Origin of the sequence: Stenotrophomonas sp. PvP093, assembly GCF_017876915.1 — a bacterium.
Lineage (GTDB): Bacteria > Pseudomonadota > Gammaproteobacteria > Xanthomonadales > Xanthomonadaceae > Stenotrophomonas > Stenotrophomonas muris.
This window is the reverse complement of sequence record NZ_JAGIOX010000001.1, coordinates 74,383-92,060: the sequence shown is the minus strand read 5'-3', so window position 1 is coordinate 92,060 and position 17,678 is coordinate 74,383. Positions and strand designations below refer to the sequence as shown.

At 66.9% G+C, this 17,678-nt stretch carries 16 protein-coding genes; 10 read left to right on the top strand and 6 right to left on the bottom strand.

All coding sequences use genetic code 11. The annotated features are described in order from the left end of the window. The first annotated feature begins 207 nt into the window (after window positions 1–207). From rocF to J3A72_RS00410, 3 genes are all read left to right on the top strand, one after another. The gene (gene rocF / locus J3A72_RS00420) at window positions 208–1,128 is read left to right on the top strand and encodes an arginase (protein WP_032956249.1); all 921 of its coding nucleotides are present in this window, start codon (window positions 208–210) and stop codon (window positions 1,126–1,128) included. Between the two features lie 160 nt (window positions 1,129–1,288). Further along, window positions 1,289–1,426 carry an entericidin A/B family lipoprotein gene (locus J3A72_RS00415; RefSeq protein WP_014035659.1) on the top strand — a complete coding sequence of 46 codons (138 nt, stop codon included), beginning with the start codon at window positions 1,289–1,291 and terminating at the stop codon, window positions 1,424–1,426. Window positions 1,427–1,629: 203 nt separating this feature from the next. Then, window positions 1,630–1,851 carry a CsbD family protein gene (locus J3A72_RS00410; protein ID WP_004153772.1) on the top strand — a complete coding sequence of 74 codons (222 nt, stop codon included), beginning with the start codon at window positions 1,630–1,632 and terminating at the stop codon, window positions 1,849–1,851. A gap of 73 nt (window positions 1,852–1,924) precedes the next feature. On the opposite strand, the gene J3A72_RS00405 is transcribed toward J3A72_RS00410, so the two are convergent. After that, entirely contained in the window at window positions 1,925–2,731 is an 807-nt protein-coding gene (locus J3A72_RS00405; protein ID WP_053494621.1) for a hypothetical protein, read from the bottom strand. A gap of 108 nt (window positions 2,732–2,839) precedes the next feature. On the opposite strand from J3A72_RS00405, the gene J3A72_RS00400 reads away from it, so the two are divergent. From J3A72_RS00400 to J3A72_RS00385, 4 genes are all read left to right on the top strand, one after another. Further along, window positions 2,840–4,135, top strand: a complete 1,296-nt coding sequence (locus J3A72_RS00400; protein WP_014645631.1) for a tryptophan--tRNA ligase — start codon at window positions 2,840–2,842, stop codon at window positions 4,133–4,135. A 204-nt stretch (window positions 4,136–4,339) separates the two neighbouring features. Further along, window positions 4,340–4,636 (top strand): hypothetical protein, encoded by a 297-nt coding sequence (locus tag J3A72_RS00395; protein WP_053494619.1) that lies wholly within the window; start codon window positions 4,340–4,342, stop codon window positions 4,634–4,636. A 204-nt stretch (window positions 4,637–4,840) separates the two neighbouring features. After that, window positions 4,841–5,773 (top strand): MBL fold metallo-hydrolase, encoded by a 933-nt coding sequence (locus J3A72_RS00390; RefSeq protein ID WP_046428116.1) that lies wholly within the window; start codon window positions 4,841–4,843, stop codon window positions 5,771–5,773. A 105-nt stretch (window positions 5,774–5,878) separates the two neighbouring features. After that, window positions 5,879–7,531 (top strand): M28 family metallopeptidase, encoded by a 1,653-nt coding sequence (locus tag J3A72_RS00385; protein WP_014645634.1) that lies wholly within the window; start codon window positions 5,879–5,881, stop codon window positions 7,529–7,531. A gap of 166 nt (window positions 7,532–7,697) precedes the next feature. Here J3A72_RS00385 and J3A72_RS00380 read toward each other — a convergent pair whose 3' ends face one another. Continuing rightward, window positions 7,698–7,994: a hypothetical protein gene (locus J3A72_RS00380; RefSeq protein WP_014645635.1), complete on the bottom strand. Its 297-nt coding sequence runs from the start codon at window positions 7,992–7,994 to the stop codon at window positions 7,698–7,700. A 67-nt stretch (window positions 7,995–8,061) separates the two neighbouring features. Beyond that, a complete protein-coding gene (locus J3A72_RS00375) occupies window positions 8,062–9,396 on the bottom strand; it encodes an MFS transporter (RefSeq protein WP_014645636.1) in 1,335 nt (444 codons plus the stop codon). A gap of 223 nt (window positions 9,397–9,619) precedes the next feature. Between J3A72_RS00375 and yedA the strand changes: the two genes are divergently transcribed. Next, window positions 9,620–10,525 (top strand): drug/metabolite exporter YedA, encoded by a 906-nt coding sequence (gene yedA, locus J3A72_RS00370; protein WP_046428119.1) that lies wholly within the window; start codon window positions 9,620–9,622, stop codon window positions 10,523–10,525. Continuing rightward, window positions 10,522–11,418: an EamA family transporter RarD gene (rarD, locus tag J3A72_RS00365; protein ID WP_014645638.1), complete on the top strand. Its 897-nt coding sequence runs from the start codon at window positions 10,522–10,524 to the stop codon at window positions 11,416–11,418. The genes yedA and rarD overlap by 4 nt, the downstream gene beginning before the upstream one ends. Window positions 11,419–11,625: 207 nt before the next feature. Here the strand turns inward: rarD and J3A72_RS00360 are convergent, their stop codons facing one another. Further along, window positions 11,626–14,451, bottom strand: coding sequence for a TonB-dependent receptor (locus J3A72_RS00360; RefSeq protein WP_140222784.1), 2,826 nt, complete (start codon window positions 14,449–14,451; stop codon window positions 11,626–11,628). Between the two features lie 358 nt (window positions 14,452–14,809). Between J3A72_RS00360 and J3A72_RS00355 the strand changes: the two genes are divergently transcribed. Then, on the top strand, window positions 14,810–15,088 hold the full coding sequence (locus J3A72_RS00355; protein WP_019661820.1) for a YrhB domain-containing protein: 279 nt from the start codon (window positions 14,810–14,812) through the stop codon (window positions 15,086–15,088). A 96-nt stretch (window positions 15,089–15,184) separates the two neighbouring features. Here J3A72_RS00355 and J3A72_RS00350 read toward each other — a convergent pair whose 3' ends face one another. Beyond that, a complete protein-coding gene (locus J3A72_RS00350; protein WP_075076382.1) occupies window positions 15,185–16,507 on the bottom strand; it encodes an ABC transporter permease in 1,323 nt (440 codons plus the stop codon). A gap of 13 nt (window positions 16,508–16,520) precedes the next feature. Further along, on the bottom strand, window positions 16,521–17,678 hold the full coding sequence (locus J3A72_RS00345; protein WP_014035671.1) for an ABC transporter permease: 1,158 nt from the start codon (window positions 17,676–17,678) through the stop codon (window positions 16,521–16,523).

Genomic DNA, 17,678 nt, shown 5'->3' with positions numbered 1-17,678 from the left:
AGGACCGCCGTGGGTAAGAGGCGATGCCGACTCGGGTGTGAAGTGGATCAAGGAAGGGCGGATTTCTGACCGCTCAGCGCTGGAATGCCTGACCGGGGCGCCTTTGTGCTCGCGGCGATCCGGGTATTGCCCTGCTGCACCGCCGCGAGTGGTGTCACACAGCTCTGGCTAGACTGTGCTTCTTTTTTCCCACCGCAGGAGGCACCCATGGCCCATCCCATCTCCGTATCCCTGATTGGCGTTCCCACCGACGTCGGTGCGGGCCATCGCGGTGCACGGCTGGGGCCGGAGGCGCTGCGCGTGGCGGGCCTGCCGGAGGCGCTGGAAGCACGTGGTGTGGACGTCCGTGACGTGGGCAATCTGGATGGCCCGCGCAACCCGTGGACCGCGCCGGTGGAAGGCTACCGCCATCTGGATGAAGTGGTGGCGTGGAACCATGCACTGATGGAAGCCAGCTACGCCGAGCTGCAGGCCGGCCGCATGCCCATCATGCTCGGCGGCGACCACTGCCTGGGGATCGGTTCGATCACCGCCGTCGCGCGCTGGTGCCGCGAGCAGGGCAAGACCCTGCGCGTGCTGTGGCTGGATGCGCACTCGGATTTCAACACCAGCGATGTCACCCCGTCGGGCAACATCCACGGCATGCCGGTGGCCTGCCTGTGCGGCCTCGGCCCGGAGGCGCTGACCCACCTGGGCGGCAGCGCACCGGCGATCACCCCGGCGCAGATGCACCAGATCGGCATCCGCTCGGTGGACCCTGAGGAGAAGCGCCTGATCAAGACCCACAAGGTCGATGTGTACGACATGCGCTACATCGATGAGAACGGCATGAAGCGCGCGGTGGAGGCGGCGCTGGCCGGCATCGATGAGAACACCCACCTGCATGTCAGCTTCGATGTGGACTTCCTCGACCCGAGCATCGCGCCGGGCGTGGGCACCACGGTGCCGGGTGGGGTGAACTACCGCGAGGCGCAGCTGGTGATGGAGATGATCGCCGACACCGGGCGCATGGGATCGCTGGACATCGTCGAGCTCAACCCCTTGCTGGACAAGCAGAATGCCACCGCCGAACTGGCCGTGGACCTGGTCGAAAGCCTGTTCGGCAAGTCCACCCTGATGCGCGACTGAGGGCCTGGCCTGAACGGATCGCCGATCCGTTCACACCCGCTCCACGCCGCTGCCGCCAGATTGCACTTCACGCGGCGGCGGTGGCAGTGTGCCCTCCCGCCGAGCGACAGAACCCCATCCGCGAATGAAGCGGTGTAGCGGCGAACCCAAGGAGAAGCCCATGAAGCGCGTAGTTGCCCTGATGCTGTTGTCGATGTTCTCGGTGGCCCTGCTGGCCGGTTGCAATACCGTTGCCGGTGCCGGCAAGGACGTGCAGAAGGCCGGTGAAAAAGTTGAGGACGCCGCCAAGGGCAAGTGAGCCCGGCGCGGATTGGAAAGCGAAAAGGCCGGGAATCTTCCCGGCCTTTTTTGTGCGCGCTGTTCGCCGCGTGGCTGTCGAAGCGGAGTGAACCATTCAAGCAGGTGAGCATGTATTTCATTGCCGGTTGACCGGTACTCAACAGCCGCTGCGCGAAGCTGGAGCCACGGTAAGAACGCCGTTGCAACCAAGGACTCCCAGCAATGAACAAAGACATCATTTCCGGCAAGTGGTCGCAGCTGAAGGGCAAGGCCCAGGCCAAGTGGGGCGATCTGACCAACGACGACTTCGATGTGGCCGAAGGTAACGCCGAGTATCTGGCCGGCCGCCTGCAGGAACGTTATGGCTGGGCCAAGGACCGCGCGGAGAAGGAAGTGCGCGAGTTCCAGGACGCGGTGAGCAAGGACTACCCGGACTACAAGTAAGCGCTTCGGTTTCCCCCACAACACGACGCCCGCACCGTGAGGTTGCGGGCGTCGTGTTGTCTGCGCCGGACGATCAGCGCGCCGGCGGGTCCGGCACGTAGCGGTTGGGGAACGCCTGCGGTTCGCGCGGCAGGCGCGAGGGCGAATCCACCAGGATGCCGCGCGCACGCAGGTTGCGGGCGCTGTCGTAGCGCAACTGCAATACCTGTGCGGGGCTGCGGCTGGCGCGCTCGAAGTCGGTATCGCGCACCGAGGACTGCTCGCGCGCACCGTGGCCGGTACCCAGCGCTGGGGCCTGCGACTTGCTGGCGTAGCCTTCGATGCGGCTGGCATTGGCACTGGCACTGGCATCGGCCGCCGCTTCGGCCGCCGGGGCCGGCAGCGGCAGGCCACGGCGCAGGATCGGCTCGGGGCGCCAGCGACGTGCCTCTTCGAACACCGCCACGCCCACAACGCCGATGTTGTCCGGGCGGCCGGTGCGGCTGGCATAGCTGCCGCTGGGGCTGCTGAACACGAACTGCGCCACTTCGTCCTGGCTCTTGCGCCAGCCGGTGATGTCGGCGCGCTGGCCGGGGTTGAGCACGTAGCCGGTCTGCGAGGGATCGGCATCCTCGCCGGAGATGGCGTTGACGCCGTCCACCGACAGCACCACCAGCACCCGGCGCGGGCTGTCGTTGTACAGGCGCACGGCGTAGCGGTGGCCGCGCTCGCCGGCCACCCAGCGCTGGCCTTCGGCGGGGTAGCTGCGCAGTTCGGTGCCACGGTCGCGGTCGACCAGGGTCATGCGCACCGGGCCGCCTTCGTAGGCCGGTGGCGGAGGCGGCGCCGGGCGGAAGCCGGCCAGGGGCAGGATCAGCAGCAAGGGCAGCAGGCGTTTCATCGGGCGTCTCCAGCGGGGTTGGGTGAATGAACGCACCGCAGGCCCTGACGGGGTTGGTGGCGTGCAAGGTAAACTGGCCCCGTTCATCGAAGGTTACCCCACGCAGTCATGACGACCCGAGTCCTTACCGGCATCACCCCCTCCGGCACGCCCCACCTGGGCAACTACGTTGGCGCCATCCGTCCGGCCATCGCCGCCAGCCGCGCGCCGGGGATCGAGAGCTTCTTCTTCCTGGCCGACCTGCACAGCCTGATCAAGTCGCAGGACCCGCAGCGCACCCAGCGCGCGACCCTGGAGATCGCGGCCAGCTGGCTGGCCTGCGGCCTGGACCCGGAACACGTGTGGTTCTACCGCCAGAGCGACATCCGCGAGACCACCGAGCTGATGTGGTTCCTGACCGCCATCGCCAGCAAGGGCATCCTCAACCGGGCGCACGCCTACAAGGCGGCAGTGGACAAGAACCGCGAGGAAGGCGTGGACGAGGACGCAGGCGTCAGCGCCGGCCTGTTCATGTACCCGGTGCTGATGGCCGCCGATATCCTGATCTTCAAGGCCAACCAGGTGCCGGTGGGACGTGACCAGATCCAGCACATCGAGATGGCGCGCGATTTCGCCCAGCGCTTCAACCACGTGTACGGCAAGGAGTACTTCCCGCTGCCGGACGTGGTGATCGATGAGCAGGTGGCGACGCTGGCCGGCCTGGATGGCCGCAAGATGAGCAAGAGCTACCACAACACCATTCCGCTGTTCGTGCCGCGCGAGGAGCTGAAGAAGCTGGTGTTCTCTATCCTGACCGACTCGCGCGCACCGGGTGAGCCGAAGGACACCGAAGGCTCGGCGCTGTTCCAGATGTACCAGGCGTTCGCCACGCCGGAACAGACCGCAGAGTTCGCCAAGGCGTTCGCTGCCGGCATCAGCTGGGGCGACGCCAAGCAGCAGCTGTTCGAGCGCATCGACAGTGAACTGTCGCCGCTGCGCGAGCGCTACAACGCGCTGATGGCCGAGCCGGAGAAGATCGAAGCGCTGCTCAAGCGCCGTGGGCAGCAGCTGCGCGAGCAGTTGGCGGCACCGCTGCTGGAAGAACTGCGCCACGCCGTGGGCCTGCGCGACCTGTCCACGGCGGGCAACATCGCCAGCGAAGATGCCGGCGTGGCCCGCGTGGCGCCGCCGCAGTTCAAGCAGTACCGCGAGAAGGACGGCCGGTTCTACTTCAAGCTGACCGCCGGCGACGGCACGCTGCTGATCCAGAGCGAAGGCTTCGATTCGCCGCGTGATGCCGGCCAGCTGATTGCCGTGATCAAGCAGGCCGAGCAGGGCGACCAGCTGCAGAGCGAGCTGTTCAAGCTGGACGCCGAGGTGGACGCCGTGCTGGCCGCGCTGGCCGTGCTGCGCGAAGCGGCCTGATCGCCGGGCCTGCCTGCCCTTTGTAGAGTCGAGCCATGCTCGACTTTGCTCCGCCTCTGTAGAGCCCAGCCCGTGCTCGGCTGGGTAGCAAAGCAGCCGAGCATGGGCTCGGCTCTACAGGGAAGCCCCCCGCCGGCACGACCGTGGCACAGCACCCATGGCATGATGTCCACGCGCCGCCGGCGCGATGACATGGAGTCTGCGATGGCCTGGTTGTCGCTGCTGCTGTTCCTGCCCTGGTTCCTGCTGCTGGGCAGCCTGTACTGGCTGTTCCCGCGCGAGCCGCGCAGCGCGCGGCGGCGCCTGTTCGACGGCACCACCCTGGTACTGGCGTTCGCGCTGAGCATCGTGTCGATGCTGTGGGGCTACCGCATCGGCGTGGTGCAACCCGGCGCCGGCCCGATCTGGCCGCAGGTGCTGGCGGTGCTGTACGCCTACGGCGCGTTCCTGGCGGTGCTGGTGCTGGCGTTGCTGCTGCGACCGCGCTGGCTGGACCGGTAACCCCGCCTTTGTAGAGTCGAGCCATGCTCGACTGCACGCGCCCTCTGTAGAGCCGAGCCCATGCTCGGCTGATGTCTGGCAGAAAGGCAGCCGAGCATGGGCTCGGCTCTACGGAATCTGGACTCCGACCAAAGCCGCATCGAACCCGGGCCGCCTGCGCGCCTACCATGGGCGTCTGTTCCCGATCCTGCCAGGTGCGTGCCGATGACCGCCGACCCCAGCATCCACACCATCGATACCGGCTTCCAGCGCCCGGACTTCGACGCGGCTTACCTGATCGTTGAAAACGGCCGCGCCGCGTTTGTCGACTGCGGCACCGGCCTGTCGGTGCCGGCGATGCTGCAGGCGCTGGCGGATGCCGGCCTGGGCGTGGAAGCGGTGGACTGGTTGCTGCTCACGCACGTGCACCTGGACCACGCCGGCGGCGCCGGCCTGCTGATGCAGCAGCTGCCCAACGCAAAGGCGGTGCTGCACCCGCGCGGTGCGCCGCACATGATCGACCCGACCCGGCTGATCGCCGGTGCCACGGCGGTGTATGGCGCCGACGAGATCGCGCGCAGCTATGGCCGCATCGAGGCGATTCCGGAGTCGCGCGTGGTGGTGGCCGAAGACGGCCACCGCATCGATCTGGCCGGCCGCGAGCTGGTGCTGCTGCACACGCCGGGTCACGCGCTGCATCACTATTGCGTATGGGATGCGCGCAGCCGCAGCTGGTTCACCGGCGATACCTTCGGTATCTCCTACCGCGAGCTGGACAGCGTGCAGGGCGCTTTCATCTTCCCGACCTCCTCGCCGGTGCAGTTCGACCCGGAGGCGATGAAGGCCTCGATCCAGCGCATGCTGGGCTACGGCCCGCAGGCGATGTACCTGACCCACTACGGTCGTGTGGAACAGGTGGAGAAACTGGCCGGCGACCTGTTCGAGCAGATCGATGCGATGGCCGCCATCGGCCGCCAGTGCGACGGTCGACCGGACCGCCATCGTTGCCTGTTGGCCGCGTTGCAGGCGCTGTATCTGGAACGTGCACAGCTGCATGGCTGTGCGCTGGACGATGCGGCAGTGACCACCGTGCTGGCGATGGATATCGAGCTCAACGCACAGGGCCTGGCCTGCTGGCTGGATCGCATCAGCAGGTAGATCCACGCCCTGCGTGGATGACGCGGGCCCAAGCCGCGCCGTGATGTCACGACCACGTTACACTCTGGTGACTTCCAAGCTAGCCGTGGTACTGCCGTGAATCCGATGCGCGTGTTGCTGCTGTCGTCCTGCCTGTTCGTCGGTGGCCTTGCCCATGCGGCCAACGACCTGCCGGGTGGCGGCATCGATCCGCAGGCGCTGTCGCGCCATGTGCGCGTTCTGGCGTCGGATGAATTCGAGGGCCGCGCGCCGGCCACCGAGGGTGAAGAGCGCACGGTGCAGTACCTGATCGAGCAGTTCCGCAGCTACGGCCTGCAGCCCGGCGGCGTGGATGGCAGCTGGGTGCAGCCGGTCCCGTTGGTGCGCGCGCAGCTGGACGGCCCGGCCAAGGCCAGCCTGTCGCTGAAGCAGGGCAAGCGTGCGCTGGCCAATGGCGTGGACGTGACCCTGCAGAGCCTGCAGCCGCGCAAGCGCGTGCAGATCAGGAATGCGCCGCTGGTGTTCGTCGGCTATGGCATCGATGCGCCGGAACGCCAGTGGAACGACTACAAGGACGTGGACCTGCACGGCAAGATCGCCGTGGTGCTGATCAACGATGCTGATTTCGAGGCCGATGCGCCGGGCGCGTTTGACGGCAAGGCGGTGACCTACTACGGCCGCTGGACCTACAAGTTCGAGGAAGCCGCACGCCGTGGCGCCGAAGGCGTGCTGATCGTGCACGAGACCGCGCCGGCCGCCTACGGCTGGGCCACGGTGAAGAGCTCGGGCACATCGCCGCTGTTCGACATCGAGCGCGGCCAGGACGAGGCGATGGCGCAGCACACGCCGCTGCGTGGCTGGATGCAGCGCGAGCTGGCCGAGGCGATCTTCGCCGACGCCGGCCTCGACTTCGATGCCGAGAAGCGCAAGGCGATGCGCGCCGACTTCCGCCCGGTGGCACTGGACAACGCCAAGCTGAGCGTGGACTTCGCGCTGAAGCGCGAGCAGGTGGTGACCCGCAACGTGGTGGCCAAGCTGCCCGGTGGCGAGCATGGCGACGAGGCGGTGATCTTCTCTGCGCACTGGGATGCGTTCGGCATCGGCCAGCCCGACGCCAAGGGCGACCGCATCCGCCGCGGTGCGATCGACAACGCCACCGGCGTGGCCACGGTGCTGGAACTGGGCCGGGTGTTCGCCGCCGGCCCGCAGCCGCAGCGCACGCTGTACTTCGTGGCGCTGACCGCCGAAGAGAAGGGCCTGCTGGGCGCCAGCTACTACGCCGCGCACCCGCTGGCGCCGCTGGACAAGACCGCCGCGGTGCTGAACATCGAAATGTTCAGCCCGGATGGCCCGACCCGGGACATCGCGTCGTGGGGCAAGGGCCGGGTCTCGCTGGAAGGCGACCTGGAACGCGTGGCCAAGGCCCGTGGCCGCAGCTACAGCCCGGACCCGAACCTGGAAGCGGGCTTCTTCTACCGCGCTGACCACTTCGCCTTCGCCCGCCTGGGCGTGCCGGCAATCACCATCGGCCCGGGCCTGGACAAGCTGGACGGTGGGGTTGAAGCCGGCCGCGCGCTGCGCGAGAAGTACTTCGCCGATTGCTACCACCAGGCCTGCGATGCCTGGACGCCGCGCTGGGACCCGAGCGGCCACGCTGCCGATACCCTGCTGGTGTACGACCTGGGCGCGGAGCTGGCCAACAGCCGCCGCTGGCCGACGTGGGAAAAGGAATCGGAGTTCCGCGGCGCGCGCGACAAGAGCGAAGCGGCCCGCCGCTGAGGTAGCGCCGGCCGCTGGCCGGCAACTCCCTGCTCTTTCCGGAGGTTCATGAGGTTGCCGGCCAGCGGCCGGCACTACCAAAGGAATGTTGAGTTGCCGGCCAGCGGCCGGCACGACCGAAAGAATGTGGAGGTGTCGGCCAGCGGGCGGCACGACCGGGTGTTCGTCAGCGCCGGCGCAGCAGCTTCCAGGCGCCCCAGCCGCTGGCGGCGAGCGCTGCCAGATAGCACGCCACCATCGTGCGCAGGCCGACCAGCGATCCGCCGTTGACGCCGCGATGCAGGCGCAGTTGCAGCGAGCTGTGGCCGCTGCCCAGGTCCACTGCCAGCTGCAGCGCCAGTGCGGCGCAGAACAGCAGCAGGGCGATCCCGAAGCCGATGCGTGGCCATGCGGCCTGTGCGCTGGGGCGGCGCAGCAGCCAGGCCAGTGCCGTGGCTGCGGCCAGCGTCACCGCGATCCACATCAGTGGAGGAGCGGGAGACGCAGCGGCCACCGGCATTGCACCGGTGGCCGCGATCAGGGCAACGCGCTTACTTGCGGGTGCCGTCGAGCCAGTTCGGGCCCTTGTTGGTGAGGAAGAACACATAGACCACCAACGATACCGCGATCGTGGCAGTCACGTAGAGGGCGAACCAATCGACGTGGCCGGTCTTCAGCGCGCCCTGGTACAGCAGCGGGGCGGTGCCGCCGAACAGCGAGTTGGCCAGCGCATAGCCCAGGCCCACGCCCAGTGCACGCACGTGGGTGGGGAACAGTTCGGCCTTCACCACCGCGTTGATGGAGGTGTAGCCGGTGAGGATGACGAACGCCAGCGCCAGGGTCAGGAAGGCAAGGGTGGCGTCATGCTGGTGCGGCAGCTGGGTGATCAGGTACCAGCTGTACAGCACGCCGCCGACGCCGAAGAACACCAGCAGGGTCTTGCGGCCGATGATGTCCGACAGCCAGCCACCGACCGGCTGCAGCACCATCAGGAAGGCCAGCACGCCCAGGTTGATCAGGGTGCCGGTCATCGGATCGTTGCCGGCGAAGGCGCTCTGGATCATCTTCGGGCCGTTCACCGAGTAGGTGTAGAAGGCCACGGTGCCGCCGGCGGTGATCAGGAAGCACAGCAGCAGCGGTCGCCACTGGTGCACGAACAGCTCGTACATCGAGCCGGACTTCTGCGCCTTGCCCTCGCGCGCGGCCTCGATGGACGACTCCGACAGCGACTCGTCCATGCCACGGCGCAGCCAGAACACCACCACCGCGGCGATGCCGCCGATGCCGAAGGCGATGCGCCAGCCCCACTCGGAGATTTCCGGCTTGCCCCAGAAGGTCAGCATCAGCAGCAGGGTCAGCTGGGCCAGCACGTGGCCGCCAACCAGGGTGACGTAGTGGAAGGACGACAGGAAGCCGCGGCGGCCGGGAATGGCGGCTTCGGACATGTAGGTGGCGCTGGCGCCGTACTCGCCACCGGTGGCGAAGCCCTGCAGCAGCCGTGCGAACAGCAGGATGACCGCGGCCCAGATGCCGATGCTGGCGGCGGTGGGGGTGATGGCGATCAGGAACGAGCACAGTGCCATCAGCGTGACCGAGACGGTCAGCGCCAGGCGGCGGCCATGGCGGTCGGCGAAGCGGCCGAAGAACCAGGCGCCGATCGGGCGCATCAGGAAGGTCGCGGCGAAGATCGCCCACACGTACATCGTGGAGTTCTTGTCGTCGGGCGAGAAGAACTGCGATTCGAAGTACACGGCGAACACCGAGTACACGTAGACGTCGTACCACTCCACCAGGTTGCCGGCGGAGCCTTTGAGGGTGTTGGAGATCGACCGCCGCAGGGCGGCGCGGTCGTTCGCGGGGACAGCAGGTTGGGGCGTGGTGCTCATCTGGGTGGGAATCCTCGATGCGGCGCGTCCGTGCGCAGGGAAAACGGCGCCCGGCCTTGGGGCGGCGCGGCCGGGCAGCCCTCTTGGTACTGCATCGACCGTCAACACGGGGTAGCAGACCAGAGCAGGGTGCATGGATGGATGACAGCGTGCCACCGTATGGGGTCCCGGACCATACTCAAAACGTCCTAGAATCCGCCTTCCCCCGGCTCCCTGGTGTGTCATGTCGGCTCCCCCCTCTTCGTCTGCGGCTGCCCCCCGGGGTGGCCTTGTCGCGCTGGCACTGCTGCTGGTCTACGTGGTCTGGGGCTCGACCTACCTGGGCATCGCCAAGGCCCTGCACGGCGGCGCACTGCCGCTGACGATGGTCTCCGGCAGCCGCTTCATCATTGCCGGCGGCCTGATGTTCCTGGCCTTGCGTCTGTTCTGGAAGCTGCCGAACCCGACCCTGCGGCAGTGGCGCAACCTGGTGGTGATGGGCGTGACCATGCTGGTGCTGGGCAACGGCATGGTGGTGCTGGCCGAGCGTGAGGTGTCCTCGGGCCTGGCCGCCACCGCGGTGGCCTCGGTGCCGCTGTGGATGGCGCTGTTCTCGGCGCTGCGCGGGCAGCATGCCAGCCGCGGTGAGTGGCTGGGCATCGCCATCGGCTTCCTCGGTGTGGTCTGGCTCAATGCCGGCAGCAGCCTGACCGCCTCGCCGACCGGGCTGGTGCTGCTGCTGATCGCGCCGATCGGCTGGGCCTTCGGTTCGGTGTGGGCACGCGGGCTGGACCTGCCGGGCCCGTTCATGACCGCGGCCGGGCAGATGATCTGCGGTGGCGTGCTGCTGGTGCTGATCGGCCTGGCGGTCGGCGAGCGCCCGAGCACGCTGCCCGATACCGGTGGCCTGCTGGCGATGGCGTACCTGTGCGTGTTCGGCTCCATCGTCGCGTTCACTGCCTACGTGTGGCTGCTGCAGAACGTGCGTCCGGCGCTGGCCGGCAGCTATGCGTACGTCAACCCGGTGATCGCGGTGCTGCTCGGCGCGCTGCTCAACGGTGAACGCTTCGGCTGGCGCGACCTGCTGGCGATGGCGGTGATTCTCCTGGGTGTGGTGGTACTGACGATGGCAAGGACGCGAAAGAGATGAGCATGGACGAGAAAGAACAACGCCGGGGCCTGCTGGTCACCGCGTCCACCTTCGTGATCTGGGGCCTGGTGCCGGTGTACTGGCACCTGCTCAACGAGGTGCCTTCGTTCCAGATCATCGCCCACCGCATCATCTGGAGCACCGTGCTGGTGCTGGGCTGGCTGCTGATCAGCTCGCGCCTGGGCTGGTGGCAGAAGATCGCCGCGCAGCCGCGCGCGCTGCCGATCCTGCTGGTGTCGAGCCTGACCATCGCCTTCAACTGGGGCCTGTACATCTGGGCGGTCAACGCCGGTCATGTCATCGAGACCAGCCTGGGCTACTTCATCAACCCGCTGGTGAACGTGCTGCTGGGCGTGCTGGTGCTGAAGGAACGCCTGCGCCGCCTGCAATGGGTGGCGGTGGCGATGGCGGCGGTGGGCGTGGCCTGGCTGACCATCGACGCCGGCACACCGCCGTGGATCGCGCTCGGCCTGGCTTGTTCGTTCGGCCTGTATGGGCTGTTGCGCAAGCTGGTCTCGGTCGACCCGGTGGCCGGCCTGGGCGTGGAAAGCATGTACCTGTTCCTGCCGGCGCTGGCCTTCGCGATCTGGGCGGAAAACGGCCATGGCGGTGCGTTCTTCCATGGCTGGGGCTGGCGCAACGACCTGCTGCTGATCTTCGGTGGCGCAGTCACCGCCGTACCGCTGATCGGCTTTGCCTACGGCGTGAAGCGCATTCCGCTGTCGCTGGTCGGCATCCTGCAGTACATCGCACCGAGCCTGCAGCTGCTGCTGGGCGTGTTCTTCTTCCACGAAGCGTTCGATACCGCCAAGGCGATCGGTTTTGCCGCGATCTGGGCCGGCCTGATCCTGTTCGTCGGCGACAACATCCGCACGATGCGCGCCAAGCGCTAGCGCCGGCGGGGCTGCGGGGTCGGATCCCTCCGCAACGCGGAGGGCTCTGACCCTGTTCTATCCGTCGCGTGGGGTCAGAGCCCTTCGCAGGGCGAAGGGATCCGACCCGCTTCCACCCAAAAAAGAACGGCGCCCCGAGGGGCGCCGTTCTGCTTCCATCCACGGCCAGGAGAGAGGGATGGCCGTGGCGGGAACGCGGTTGCAGGCTTAGAAGCGCTGCTGGTACTTCATGTACATGAAGCGGCCGATGTCGAAGCCACCGTAGTAGGTGAAGCTGCTGTTCGGCTGGCTGTACATGATCGGACCCTGGTGGTTGAACACGTTGTTCACGCCCAGCGACACGGTGCCATCCCACGGCAGGCTGTAACGCACCTGCAGGTCGTGGAAGGTGTTGGAGCCCACCTTGTTGGTCGGCGACGCGCTGGTGTACGACGAGTTGAAGCCCGGCATGTTGCACTCATCCATGTACGAGCACTTCTCCTTCATGCTGGAGTAGTAGCGCGCGGTCCAGCCGATGCCGAGGTCGCCGTACTGCCAATCCAGGTTGAAGGTGGAGCGCACGCGGAAGTCGCCGGCCCAACCGGTACGCTGTTCCACCGGGGTGGTGGCGGCGCTGTCGTTGCGCTGCTCCAGGTAGTCGGTGTAGGTGGTGTTCCAGTTGACGGCGAACTTGCCGAACGCGGTTTCCGGCAGGCGGTAGCGCACGTTGATGTCATAGCCGGCGGTTTCGCGGTAGCCCGCGTTGACCAGCGAGCGGTCCAGCGAGTTGACCTGGCCGTTGCTGCCACGGGTGAAGCGGCCGCAGGCGGCATCCGAACCCTGCACGTAGCACTGTTCCAGGATGTTGGTCGCCGACTCACCGACGATGGCGTTGTCGATGCGGATCTTCCACCAGTCCAGGCTGACGTCCAGGCCCTGCACGAAGTCCGGGCTGTAGACCAGGCCGACGGTCCAGGTCTTGGCGGTTTCCGGCTTCAGGCCCGGGTTGGAACCCGAGCTGAAATCGGTGGTGGCCTGCTGGCCGGGCTTGGTGGCCACGCTGCCATCGCTGTTGAGCTGGCGGAAGTTGGCCGGCACCTTCAGCGCCTGGCAGCGGGCAGCGACGGTCGGGCTGGTGGCGGCGGTACCGAAGGAGGTATCGCACGGATCGGTGAACGAGTCGCGGCTGCTGACGGTGCCGCCGTACAGGTCATCCACGGTCGGCGCACGGAAGCCGGTGCCGTAGGTGGCGCGCACCAGCAGGCTGTCGATCGGCTTCCACTTCAGGCCGAACTTGCTGTTGGTGGTCGAACCGAAGTTGTTGTAGTCCGAGTAGCGGCCGGCCATGTCCAGCGACAGTTCGCGGGCGAACGGCAGGTCGGCCAGCAGCGGCACCTGCAGCTCCAGGTAGACCTCGTTGAGCGAGTAGTTGCCGCGGGTCGGCTGGCCGCTGGTGCCGGCGATCTCGCCCTTCTGCACCATCGTGTCCGGAGTGTAGCTGGCTTCCTCGCTGCGGTGCTCGAAGCCCATCGCGGCCAGGATGTCGCCGGCCGGCAGGGTGAACAGCGAGCCGGAGATGTTGCCGCTGGCGACCTTGGTGGTGCTCTGCATCTTGTCGACGAAGCGGGTGAACAGGTAGTCCTGCACGTCCTGGTTGCTCAGCGAGCCGGGTCCGGTGTAACCCATCGGGGCGGCCGGGTTCCACGGCACGCAGCCGGCGATCACCGCGCCCGGCGCACCGCAGCGGGCCATGTTGCCGTCCATGAAGGACGGGCCGACGGCCAGGTTGACGTGCGGCTGGTACATGCTGCCGGTACCGATGCGCTCGCCTTCGTTGCGGTTGTACATGTAGTTGACGTTCCAGTCCCAGTACCGCGAACCGGTTTCGAAGCTGCCTTCCAGACCAATGCTGGCGCGCTTGGTTTCCAGGTTGTTCTCGGTGCCGCGCGGCAGTTCCTCGGTACGGTGCGCGAACAGCGCATCCTGGCCCCACAGGTTGAACGCGCTGTCCTTGGACAGGGCGGCACGGCTGCCATTGCGGGCCTGCGCGGCGCTGACCGAGTACGGGTAACCGGCCAGGTGCTTGGTCGACTCGCGCTTGCTGTACAACGCGTCGGCGACGATGCGCAGGTTGTCGGTGATCGAGAAGCCACCGTTGGCGAACACCGAGGTGCGTTCCAGACCGGTCAGCAGGCTCATGTTCGACTTGGTGTTTGCACCATCAGCCGGGTCCGGCGCATGGAAGTTGCCGGCCTTGCCCGGGTCGCCGCCCGGGCCCACCGTCAGGTTCTTGCCACCGACGGTGACGTAGCCCCACGGGGTGTTGCCATTGAGGCCATCGTTGGGGTGGCGCGGGCCGTTGGTGTAACGGCTGAACTCGCGGTCCTTGCCCAGCACCTCATCTTCCTTGGTGCGCTCGGCGCCCACGCTGAACCAGCCGCGCTCGAAGGTCTTGCCGAAGGTCGCGCTGTAGGCGCGCTTCTGGCCGTCACCCTGGCCGTACTGGCCGACATAGACGCTGGCTTCGCCACCATCGAAATTCTTGCGGGTGATGATGTTGACCACGCCGGCGATGGCATCAGAGCCGTACAGCGCGGAGGCGCCGTCGGTCAGCACTTCCACGCGCTCGACGATGGACGACGGGATCGAGGCCAGGTCGGAGTAACCGCCGGCGCTGACGCCCATGCGGCGGCCGTCGATGAGCACCAGGCTGCGTTCCGGGCCCAGGTTGCGCAGGCTGACGTACATGCCGCCGAAGTCGCGCGAGGAGGTCAGCGACGAGGCGCGGCTCATGCTCGGCGCACCGGCGGCAGGAATGTCCTGCAGGATGTCAGCGACGTTGACGTAGCCCTTCTTCTCGATCTCGGCGCGGTTGAGCGCGACCACCGGCTGTGCGGTTTCGACACTGGCCTGGCGGATGCGCGAGCCGGTGATTTCGATGCGGTCGAGGTTGGTCGGGGTATCGCCGGCGCTCTGTGCGAAGGCGGGGGTGGTGCAGCTGGCGGCCAGCGCGATGACGATCGCGTTGCGCAGCGGATTGGTTTTCAGGGACATCCGTGAAATCTCGTGTTTCAGTAAAAACAAGCGCCCGTTCTATGGGCGCGTGGGGTGCTGCAAACCAACGTGGGGGGCGCGATTCTAGAATGTTTCCATTCGTAACTGTTTGTCTCGGCGCCGCTGGAAGTGCGCGAAAATGAATCGCAACCAACAATCCACAGATGCGCTGTGCGCAGCGTCACGCGCGCTGCGTTTGCGATGGGCAGAGGCATCGATAGCGGCACGAAGCTGGCACGCTTGAGTGGTTGCGACAACGCGTCGCAGTACGCGCTTGTATGCAGGCGCGCAGGCGTTGTGATGCACCTGCCCGCATGAAATGCTCTTCGCCTTGTCATCGAAGGCAGGAGACGAAGGAATGATCCAGCTTGAAGAAGCACGCCGTCGCGTGGAGGCTGCACTTGCCAGCGACGATGAGCCGGTTGCCATCACGCATGAGCACGAAGTGGTCGAAGGCTGGCTGTTCTGCTTCCAGTCGCTGCGCTACCTGCAATCCGGCGAAATCTCGGATGCATTGGCCGGCAATGGGCCGATCTTCGTCGACCGGCACACAGGCGAGCAGCACGCGCTGGGCACGGCGTATCCGCCCGAGGAGGTCCTTCGCCAGCATCTGGCCGCGCGCGGCCCCGCCGTCTGATGCTGCGGCGGCGGATTTCTGAGTTCGGCAACGTGAAAGGGACGGAGCCTTCGCTCCGTCCCCTTGCGTGATGCGCAGTCCACCGCTGCGCGATGCTCAGGTTTCGCGCAGCGCCGTGGTGATCGGCAAACGTGCCGCGCGCAGTGCCGGTAACAGGCCGCCGACCAGGCCGATGCCCAGTGCCCATTTCAGGCCGGTCCACAGCAGTTCCGGCGACACATGGAACTTGAACACCACTGCGCTGAAGTTGCTGCCGATGGTGGACACGCTGTAGCCGTTGAACAGCAGCCACGCCACCGCACAGCCGAGCAGGCCACCGAGCAGCGCCAGCAGCATCGTCTCCAGCATCACTGCCGTCACCACCGGCAGGCCGCGGAAGCCGATCGCACGCATGGTGGCGATTTCGCGGGCGCGCGTGGCGACGGCCGCATACATGGTGTTGAGCGCGCCAAACACCGCACCGACCGCCATGATCGTGCCGATCACCTTGCCAAGGATGTCGATCAACTTGGTCAGCCCGCCGCCCTGCTTGCTGTAGTACACGCGGGTGGTTTCCACGTCCAGTTTCAGGCGCGGGTCGGCGGCGACGGCGGCCTTGAACTGATCGAAGCCTGCCTTGCCCTCGGTGCGCACGCTGATCGACTGCCAGGCGCTGCGCTGGTAGGTGGTGGCCAGCGTATCGGCGTCGGTCCACAGTTCCGAATCATGCGCATCGCCGGTGGCGAACACACCCACTACGGTCCAGGTCTGGTTGCCCAGGGTCAGTGTCCTGCCCACCTCCATGTCGCGGAACTGGCCCTTGGCGCCCTGGCCGACCACGATCTCGCGCAGGCCAGTGGCGAACTTGCGCCCCTCGACGATCCTGACCTTGTCATGCACCGCCCATGCCTGCGGGCCCACGCCGCGGAACTGCGCGTTGACGTCGGTGCCATCGGACTTCGACACCAGGTTGACCACCTGCGACAGCTCCGGCGACAGCAGCGGCCGGCCCTGCGCATCGCGGCTGATGCCGGGCAGGGTGGACAGCATCGGCACCTGCTCGCGGGTGATCACCGAGTTGGTCTCGGCCTGCGAGCCACCGCGCAGCACGATGGCAGTGGTGTCATCGCCGGTGTTGTTGAGCGTGGCCTGGAAGCCTTCGCCCATCGCCAGCATTGCCACCAGCACGCCGACCACGCCGGCGATGCCGACCACGATCACCGAGGACGCGCCCCAGCGCTGCGGCAGGCTGGCCACGCCGATACGGGTGGCGGCCAGCGCCAGTCGCCCCCCGCGGGTCAGCAGAAGCCACAGGGCCACCAGCACGGTCACGGCCAGCACGCCGGTCCACGGCAGGCTGATCCACAGCACCAGGCCGACCGCCAGCAGCAGCACCGTCACGCCGTTGCCCAGCCACTTCTTGAGTTTGCTCTTGAACATGTCTGTGTTCTCCTCAGCGACCGGCCAGTGCGTCGACGATCTTCAGGCGCTTGGCACGCAGCGCCGGCAACAGGCCGACGATGATGCCGATCACCACGATCAGGCCCAGCCCCATCAGCCAGGTTGGCGTCGGCACGTGCGGCGGCAGCATGCCCATGCTCTTCGGGCCGATGGCCGGCAGGATCAGCGCGGCCAGGCCCATGCCGATCAGGCCGCCCAGGCCGATCAGCAGCACCGATTCCACCATCACCAGGGTCAGCACGGTGCTGTCCTTGAAGCCCAGCGTCTTCAGCGTGGCCAGCTCCGGCACGCGCTCGCGCACGGCCTGCGCCATGGTGTTGCCGGTCAACAGCAGCAGGGTGAAGAACACCGCGCCCATGATCGAGGTGACGATCATGCCGATATCCGCGAACTGCTTGACGAAGGCCTGCTGGAACGCCGATTCGGTCTGGGTCTTGGTCTCGTGGTCGGAGTTGGCCGAGATCGCGTCGATCGCCTGCGCCACCCGCGAAGAGTGGTCCGGGTTGTCCAGCGTTACCGTGTACCAGCTCACCTGGTTCTTGATGTAGTCGTTGGATTCATCGAAGTACTTCCAGTTCATCATCAACTGGCGTTCTTCGTTGGCGGCCAGCGCACGGTCCTTGGAACGGTAGATGCCCTTGAGCACCAGCGGCCAGTCGTTGCTGCCGCCACGCGGGAAGATCGTGGCCTGCAGCGGGATGGTGTCGCCGATCTTCCAGCCGAACTGCTTGGCCAGGGTTTCGCCGACGATGGCGCCGGTACGGGTCTGCTTCCAGTCTTCCAGCTGTGCCGGGTCGATCTGCAGCTCGCGGTAGACATCGAAGTAGTTGGGGGACACCGAGAAGTTCGGGAAGAAGTTCTTCGGGTCCTGGTAGATGCCGCCGAACCACATGCCATAGGCCACGTCGCGCACGCCGGCCACCTGCCGCACCTGGGCCTCCAGGCGGATCGGCAGCGACTGGGTGATCGACAGCCGCGATGCGACCACCAGGCGGTTGGCGCCTTCCACGCTGCCGCCGGAGGTGAATGCCACGCGCACCGAATCGAGCATGCCGAACAGCAGGAACGCGGCCACCACGGAGAGCAGGGTCAGCAACGTGCGGGTACGGCTGCGGAACAGCTGCGCCCACACCAACGAGAAGTATTTCAT